This window comes from Aeromicrobium camelliae (assembly GCF_003850045.1).
GTDB lineage: Bacteria > Actinomycetota > Actinomycetes > Propionibacteriales > Nocardioidaceae > Aeromicrobium > Aeromicrobium camelliae.
The window spans coordinates 106,519-113,927 of sequence record NZ_RQJX01000015.1; the positions used below are offsets into that span (position 1 = coordinate 106,519).

The 7,409-nt window shown below is 69.4% G+C and carries 11 protein-coding genes; 6 read left to right on the forward strand and 5 right to left on the reverse strand.

The features are described 5' to 3' along the window. Nucleotides 1–35 precede the first annotated feature (35 nt). Nucleotides 36–935 (reverse strand): pirin family protein, encoded by a 900-nt coding sequence (locus EHW97_RS11560; protein ID WP_124237325.1) that lies wholly within the window; start codon nt 933–935, stop codon nt 36–38. Then, complete coding sequence (locus EHW97_RS11565) at nt 932–1,612, reverse strand: tyrosine-protein phosphatase (RefSeq protein ID WP_166367491.1); 681 nt, start codon at nt 1,610–1,612, stop codon at nt 932–934. Before EHW97_RS11565 ends, EHW97_RS11560 begins: the two co-directional genes overlap by 4 nt. A gap of 94 nt (nt 1,613–1,706) precedes the next feature. Between EHW97_RS11565 and EHW97_RS11570 the strand changes: the two genes are divergently transcribed. After that, nucleotides 1,707–2,612: an SGNH/GDSL hydrolase family protein gene (locus EHW97_RS11570; RefSeq protein WP_124237327.1), complete on the forward strand. Its 906-nt coding sequence runs from the start codon at nt 1,707–1,709 to the stop codon at nt 2,610–2,612. Between the two features lie 160 nt (nt 2,613–2,772). On the opposite strand, the gene EHW97_RS11575 is transcribed toward EHW97_RS11570, so the two are convergent. Further along, nucleotides 2,773–3,609, reverse strand: coding sequence for a Bax inhibitor-1/YccA family protein (locus EHW97_RS11575; RefSeq protein ID WP_124237328.1), 837 nt, complete (start codon nt 3,607–3,609; stop codon nt 2,773–2,775). Between the two features lie 100 nt (nt 3,610–3,709). Here EHW97_RS11575 and trmB point away from each other — a divergent pair, with 100 nt between their 5' ends. Next, nucleotides 3,710–4,429, forward strand: coding sequence for a tRNA (guanosine(46)-N7)-methyltransferase TrmB (gene trmB / locus EHW97_RS11580; protein WP_124237329.1), 720 nt, complete (start codon nt 3,710–3,712; stop codon nt 4,427–4,429). 115 nt (nt 4,430–4,544) lie between these two features. Here the strand turns inward: trmB and EHW97_RS11585 are convergent, their stop codons facing one another. Next, nucleotides 4,545–5,048 carry a VOC family protein gene (locus EHW97_RS11585; RefSeq protein ID WP_124237330.1) on the reverse strand — a complete coding sequence of 168 codons (504 nt, stop codon included), beginning with the start codon at nt 5,046–5,048 and terminating at the stop codon, nt 4,545–4,547. 59 nt (nt 5,049–5,107) lie between these two features. On the opposite strand from EHW97_RS11585, the gene EHW97_RS15785 reads away from it, so the two are divergent. The 3 genes from EHW97_RS15785 to EHW97_RS11600 are packed head-to-tail and all read left to right on the forward strand — an operon-like array spanning nt 5,108 to nt 6,607. After that, nucleotides 5,108–5,887, forward strand: coding sequence for an AraC family transcriptional regulator (locus EHW97_RS15785; RefSeq protein ID WP_124237331.1), 780 nt, complete (start codon nt 5,108–5,110; stop codon nt 5,885–5,887). A gap of 26 nt (nt 5,888–5,913) precedes the next feature. Continuing rightward, complete coding sequence (locus tag EHW97_RS11595; RefSeq protein ID WP_243696415.1) at nt 5,914–6,093, forward strand: KTSC domain-containing protein; 180 nt, start codon at nt 5,914–5,916, stop codon at nt 6,091–6,093. 31 nt (nt 6,094–6,124) lie between these two features. Beyond that, nucleotides 6,125–6,607: a DUF5946 family protein gene (locus EHW97_RS11600; protein WP_124237333.1), complete on the forward strand. Its 483-nt coding sequence runs from the start codon at nt 6,125–6,127 to the stop codon at nt 6,605–6,607. Here the strand turns inward: EHW97_RS11600 and EHW97_RS15975 are convergent. Next, complete coding sequence (locus tag EHW97_RS15975) at nt 6,579–6,803, reverse strand: Atu4866 domain-containing protein (protein WP_124237334.1); 225 nt, start codon at nt 6,801–6,803, stop codon at nt 6,579–6,581. The two genes, EHW97_RS11600 and EHW97_RS15975, sit on opposite strands and share 29 nt — an antisense overlap. A 105-nt stretch (nt 6,804–6,908) precedes the next feature. Between EHW97_RS15975 and EHW97_RS15980 the strand changes: the two genes are divergently transcribed. Then, nucleotides 6,909–7,139 (forward strand): hypothetical protein, encoded by a 231-nt coding sequence (locus EHW97_RS15980; protein WP_166367493.1) that lies wholly within the window; start codon nt 6,909–6,911, stop codon nt 7,137–7,139. Nucleotides 7,140–7,409: the final 270 nt, after the last annotated feature.

Genomic DNA, 7,409 nt, shown 5'->3' on the forward strand with positions numbered 1-7,409 from the left:
CGACAGTATCCGTTTTCGGCGGGATGTGCGACGCCTCACATCTGGCGTCGGCGGGGCCGAAGCCGCAAGTCTGGCATCGGCGGTGCGGGGATGATCGCTCCATCATGGCCGTCGACGTGACCGAAGCGCGCTGCCTGGGCCTGCCAGTCCTCGCGCGCCTGCGCCACGTCCTCGTGCGTGCGGCCGATGAAGTTCCACCACATCACGAGCTCCTCCTCGAACGGTTCTCCGCCCAGCAGCATGATGATCGTGCTCTGATCGGCGTGAACCTCGACGCTTTCGCGTCCCGGTGCGAGGTACCGGAGACTGCGATGCTCGACCCGCTCCCCTTCGACGGTGAGGTCGGCGTCGACGGCGAGGATGCCGTGCTCGAATGCTGGAGAGACCGGCAGCCGGTGCGAGCCCGGCTGCAGCCGCACCTCGGCACCTATGGCCGGCGAGAACAGGGTGGCTTTCGAGCGCTCGCCCGCGAACTCCCCGACGAGGACGGTGGCCTGCCACCCCTGCCCGACGACGCGAGGAAGATCCGGGTGGTGCTCGAAGGCCGCGGGACCAAGGCGGGCGGCGTCGGGCAGCGCGACCCACAACTGGATGCCGTGCATGTCGGCGGGACCGTCGTCGACGACCGAGAACTCCGAGTGGGACACCCCGTCGCCGGACGTCATGAGGTTGAGTTCGCCCGGTTCCAGCACGACGTCGCTGCCGAGACTGTCGCGGTGGCGGATACGGCCGGTGATCGGCCAGGTGACGGTCTGCAGCCCCGTGTGCGGGTGCGGCAGCACCGTCATCGTCGCCGTGGTGGGCCCGAAGTGGTCGACGAAGCACCACGGCCCGATGGTCGGGAGACCGCGGCTGGGCAGGGTGCGGTGCACCGTGAGCTGGCGAAGCCCTCCGAGCGGGACTTCGCGGGCGGGGACGTTGTAGTCGCCGATCATGCGAGGAGCCGTTCGTGGAGGCGCTTGACGGTCTCGGCGTCGCCGCCGGCAGCGCGGAACCAGCCGTGCACGCCGTCCTCGTGCTGGTCCCATGCGTCGAGCACGGCGACGATGGCATCGACCGGGGTGGTGAAGTAGGCCGTCGGGAGCTCGGCGCGCCGTGGGCCGAAGACCCTTCGGAAACGCGCCTCGATCTCCTCCTCGTTGCGGGCGGTGACGAGGTAGTCGTCGACGATGTCATCGCGCTGCACGCCGAGCAGCGACAGGGTCAGCGCGACGGAGACGCCCGTGCGGTCTTTGCCGGCCGCGCAGTGCACGAGCGCGGTGCCGTCGGCGCGGGCGATCTCGTCGACGACCTCGACGAGATAGGGCGCCGAGGTGCGGAGCATGAGCAGGTAGAGATCCCCGAGGCTCTCCGGCGGCGCCACGCCCGGCTGCAGCGCGCTGAGCAGCGGGAAGTTGCGGATGCGGGCTCCCGTCGCCGTGAGCGGGTGCTCGGGCTCGACCTCATGGTGAGAGCGCAGGTCGAGCACCAGCCGCGGCGGCCAGGTGATGTGCTCGGGCACGCGGTCGTCGGACAACGGCAAGGCGCTGCGGAGCAGACGCCCCGGCTGAATCGCGCCGTCCGCGGCATGGAGACCGCCGACGTCGCGCAGATTGGGCACGTACTCGCTCACAGGACCATCGTAGGTGAGCGAACCCACACCCGGGTCAGCCTCATTCTCCCCCGCTCCCGGCGCAGGTGTCGCATGACGGAACTAGAATCGGCGCATGCCCCTGCTCCCCAAGACGACCGCGAAGGCCGCCGCCGGCGCAGTCGCAGCGATCTCGGGGGCGTACGGACTCCTCATGGGTGAGGTGCTGCTGGCTCGCCGCCGGATCGGCACGACCGACGAGGTGCCCCCGCTCGCCGATGGCGTCTATGGGGTCGACTTCCCCGGCACGCCGGTCAAGGTCCTCGTCATGGGCGACTCCACCGCCGTCGGGTATGGCATGAAGCGCGCCGACCAGACTCCCCCGGCCCTCATCGGCCTGGGTCTGTCGCACCTGTTCGACGCCCCCGTGGATGTGCGTTCCGTCGCCAAGGTCGGCGCTCGCTCGTCCCACCTGGCCGGACAACTCGAGGCGGCAGCCGACCACCAGCCCGACCTCGCGATCATTCTCGTCGGTGCCAACGACGTCACGCACCAGGTCTCACCGGGCCGGGCGACGCGTTTCCTCAGCGAGACGATCGCTCGTCTGCGCGCGGAGGGAGCAGAGGTCGTCGTCGGCACGTGCCCGGATCTCGGCACCGTCAAGCAACTCCCCCAGCCGCTGCGCTGGGTCGCGCAGTTGCTCAGCCGGCAGATGGCGCGAGCGCAGACCGTCGCCAGCGTCAAGGCCGGAGCTCGTGTCGTATCGCTCGCCGACCTGCTCGGCCCGCTGTTCGTCTCCAAGGGCGACGCCCTCTTCGGCGAGGATCGCTTCCACCCCTCGGCGATGGGCTACGCCACGATGGCGTCCTTCCTCAACGCCGCAGCGGCCGCGGCCTGGCGCGAGCGCGCCCATCAGGGCTACGCCGGGACTCCGCGCGACTACATGACCGTGACCGACGCGGCCGTCGAGGCCTCGGAGCACGGCGGCACCCAGGTCGTGCCCGACGGTCGCTGGGCGAGCGTGCTGCGGCGCCGGCGCTGAACGAACGCCAGCGGCGCGTGAGCACGCAGCCAGCGCACTCAGCGGTGCGCCACCACCCACCCGACCAGCTCAGCTGCGTACTAGCTCACCGCCCGACCTCTCATCGAGCATGCGAAAGGGCCGGCACCCGCGGGTGCCGGCCCTTTCAGCGCGAACGCGGTCAGTCGTTGTTGGCGAAGATCGCGAGGATGCGCAGGATCTCGATGTACAGCCAGATCAGCGTGACGGTCAGGCCGAAGGCTGCACGCCAGGACTCACGCTGCGGCAGACCCGCGGCGACACCCTGCTCGACGTAGTCGAAGTCGAGGATCAACATGAACACGGCCAGCACGACGGCGATCGCCGAGACGATGAGGCCGAGGGTGTTGAACCCGCGCAGTCCGCCGGACTCGAAGACGCCGAACATGCTGAGCACGAAGTTGACGAGCACGACACCGACGAAGGCGAAGACCGAGATCGTCACGACGCGGCGGAACTTGTCCGTGACCTGGATGTTGAAGAACTTGTACGCCGCGAGGGTGCCTGCGAACGCGATGATGGTGCCGAGGACGGCCTGGAAGACGATCGACGGCTGGCCGACCCAGGTCGCGACGATCTTGGAGAAGGCGCCGACGAAGACACCCTCGACGACCGCGTAGGCCATCACGAAGGCCGGGTTGACGACCTTCTTGAAGGAGTTGACGAGCGACAGGACGAGGCCGATGATCGCGCCGCCCATCGCGAACGCGTACGCACGGCCGACCGCGCTCTCGTCAGCCGCCAGGTCGCCGACGAGGAACCAGGTGACGGCCGCGGCGACTGCCACGAGACCGAGCGTGATCCCGGTCTTCTCGACGACGGAGTCGATCGTCATGCGATCGGTACGGGTGGGGGTCTCGCTCGTAGTCGAGCCGGCGTCGCCACTCAGATCGATCGTCCACTGGGACGGATCGGAGTACGGCGTCGTGGCGCGGTTGAACTCCTCGCTTCGGGCGAAGACGGGGTTGTTGCTGCGCATCGTTCCTCCGGTGGGAATGTGACCTCTGTGGTCCCATCGTAGTAGAACGGTCCAACGACGTCTGCACCTCGGGCAGATCGGTCGGCGGTAGGGTTCGGGGGTGTCCGAGTGCCCCGTCGACCCGCGTCATCACCGCGATGTCGTGTCTTTCATCCGGCGCGGCGGGCGGCTCACCGACCGCCAGCAGCTCGCCTGGGACGAGTTGTCCGACCGCTACGTGCTCGACGTTCCCCGGGCCGTCTCCAGCACCTCGGTCGACCCGGAATTCCGGCTCGACCTCAGCGAGACCTTCGGCCGCGAAGCGCCGGTCATCATGGAGATCGGCAGTGGCCGCGGCGAGTCCCTCGTCCATGCGGCGGCCGAGCATCCGGAGGTGGACTTCCTCGGGCTCGAGGTCTATGTGCCGGGCGTGGCACAGACCCTCGTGACGATGCGGCACGAGAACGTGACCAACGTGCGGCTCGCCGTCGTCGACGCGGTGCCGGCGCTCTCGACCATGCTCCCCGCAGGAGCACTCGACGAGTTGCGCGTCTGGTTCCCGGACCCCTGGCACAAGAAGCGGCACCGCAAGCGCCGACTGATCACCGACGACTTCGTTCCGCTCGCCGCCCGGGTGTTGAAGCCCGGTGGCGTGTGGCGGCTCGCGACCGACTGGGAGGACTACGCCGAGCAGATCCGTGAGGTCCTCGACCGCGCCGGACCTTTCGACTTCTCCGGCGACTGGTCCGAACGATTCGCCGGGCGTCCCATCACGAAGTTCGAGGCCAAGGGCCTCGCCAAGGGTCGCACCATCCGCGACCTCTCAGCCGTCCGCCGCTGATCCGGAGCGGTGACTCAGCGTCCCTTTCTCCGCCGGGGCGGTGAGTCAGCGTCCGTTTCCCGGTAGCGGATGGACGCTGATCCACCGCTCGCGGGCGACGACCCTGCGGGGCGAGTCAGGTGGCGGACTGTTGTGCCGCCCACTCCTTCACCCGGCGCCGGCTCTCCTCGGGTGCGAGGTCTTCGACACGCGTCATGATGGACCAGCGCACGCCGAACGGGTCCAGCACCGACCCGAAGCGGTCGCCCGACACGAACGTGGCGACGGCCTCGCGCAATGTCGCTCCGCGCTGCACGGCGCGCTCGACGACGGCGTCAACGTCGGGAAGGTACAGCGCCAAGGAATACGTGGCACCACGCTCCGGGTCGTTCGACACGAGACCGTATCCCTCCAGCGGGTCACTGAGCGTCAGGCGGCCGTGCCCGAAGTCGAGTTCGGCGTGGGCCACGGTGTCGCCGAAGCGGGTCACGTCATCGACCGTGGCCCCGAAGACGTCGCGATAGAACTCCAGTGCGTCGGCCGCGGGCTCGACCACGATGTGCGGGGTGAGCGACGTACTTCCGTGGGGAACTCCACGGGTCGTGTGATCACCCGTGGCAGCCGTAATCTGTTCGGTCATAGCCTCATCCTCGCGACGGAGGACGTGGAGGTCTTGAAAAATCCGGACAGGGGGTCGGAGTGGTCACGTCGAAGGGTCACCTCAATCCCGGCGATCGCGAGGTGCATTTCGAGCGTTTCGACCCCGGCCTCGACCCGCTCGTGCGTCACGTGTGGATCGTGCGGTGGGACGTCCCTGCCGGTCAGCGCAGACCGCAGCGTGTGCTCACGTATCCGGCCGGGAACATCGTCATCGGACCCGAGGGCGCAGCACTTTACGGTCCCGATTCTCGTGTCCAGGTGCGTGAACTGACCGGCCGGTCATGGGCCGTCGGGATCCTGTTGCGCGCGGCGGGGATGCGGGCGCTGATCGCGACGCCGCCCGACTCGCTGGTCGGTGCGGCCGAGCCTTTGCCCTCGTCACCTCACGCGGACATCGTCGCCGCGATCAGCGCCGTCGACATGAGCGACCGCATCACGAGCATCCTTCGCCGCTGGCTCGGTCCGCTCGCCGAGCAGGTGGACGACTCCGGGCACCTCGCCAACGAAGCGTGCCAGATCGCGGAGGAGGACACGCATCTTCTCCGGGTCGCCGATCTCGCCGACCGGCTGGGGGTGGGTGAACGACGGCTGCGGCGCGTCGTCCACGACCACGTCGGGGTGACGCCGAAATGGCTCATCGAGTGCCGCCGCCTGCAGACGGCCGCGACGACGCTGTTCACGTCACCGGCCACCGACCTCGCTGCGCTGGCAGCCGATCTCGGCTACGCCGACCAGGCGCATTTCACGCGGACCTACCGCTCCGTCCTCGGGGAGACACCGGACCGCACCCGCGCGGCCGGGATGGCGGCGCGTCGATGAGGCGCCGGCCCGTCGACAGTTCCAGCGTGCGCTCGATCGGCTACGACGCCGCGAGCGGCACGCTCGAGGTCGAGTTCCATCACGGGACCGTCTACCGCTATCGCGGCGTCCCCCGCAAGGTGCATGAGGAACTCGTCGCAGCCGACAGCATCGGCCGGTACTTCAACGCCCACGTGCGCGACCGGTATCCGTTTCGTCGGCTCTGACCTCACCGTCGTGGCGCGCTACGGTGCGGACATGCCCGAATGCGTCGAGTGCGGAGCCGAACTCCCGCGGAGCGCGGAGTGCTGGACGAGGGTCCACGAACTGCTCGAGGTCGAGAACCGCGTCCTCGCGGGAATCGACGGCGAGACCGCCAAGCGTGCCCATTACTTCGCGATCGCGAGCTACCAGCTGCAGCATCCGTCGCGGCTCACCCGTGCGGCTGCCGAAGGCCTGCGTTCGGGGGTCCGCGAGATGCTCGGCCCCGGCGCACCGTCGATCGACGCGTTCCGGCGCGCCGTTGGCCGGCGGGTCTCCGGCACCAAGGTCGGCCGCGTCGCCGAGGCGGGCGATCGCCACCACGTCCACTCGAACTGGCCCAGGCGCTGGACGGTCACGGCCGTGGACGTCCTGGCTCAGCCCGATGACGCCTACCCGCAGGCCGCGACCGAGTGGGCGTCCGCGTGCCTGCGGGACCTCGATGCAGCGCTCACCGACCCGTCGACCGCCTCGTCATGACGAAGTCCGCGTGGTAGAGCACGCCGTCGAGACGTTCCCCGAAGGCCCAGAAACCGCTGTCGTCGAGAGGGACGATGCGCTGCCCGCGCGTCCGGTAAGCGCCCGGTGGAGGCGTCGACCCGACCATGGCGGGGTCTCGGTGTACCGGCCGCCGGGCAGGAGGTGCTGCTCGAGCGCACGCGCGTCGTCGACCCATGTTCCGCACCAGGACGGCGCCTCGGGATCACAGGCGGCCGTCGGCTCCCCGCGCCACGCCATCACGTGCCCGGCCACCACGACCGCGACGAGGTCCGTGGGCCGGATGATCATCCACGTCTCGAAGGCGCGGGGGCCGATCCGGGATCTGGTGATCGCGAACGTGGCGGGGCTACCCGCGACGAGTTCGTTGGTGCTCGGACGCACTCCCCTCCCGTGCCGAGCCGCGCTGCCGACGACGAGCGGCACGATGGACGCGCCGTGCGCCTCCACCACCCGCGACCCGGTCGGCCCGTCCTCCCGGCTCCGGCCGACGTGGGTGATGACGCCGTCCTGAACCCACATGTCCGTGCGTTCAGGGCGCGACGAGGAGACGTGAATCGTGGCGTCGGCGACGACGAGAGGCGGCGCCTGGTCCGGCTCGTTCCTCGGCGGCATCGGGGCTCCCTCCCTCGCTTGGCTGGGTCGAAGCGTCGGAGCTGTTCGCCGGACCACGGCTGCTGCGGCGCATCGGTGCTCCCGGTGGTGTGCTGGTTCAGGACATCTGCAAGGCATGTCTCACGTCATCTGCAAGACCGCTCGTTGATGCTCGTGGGTGTCGAGAGCA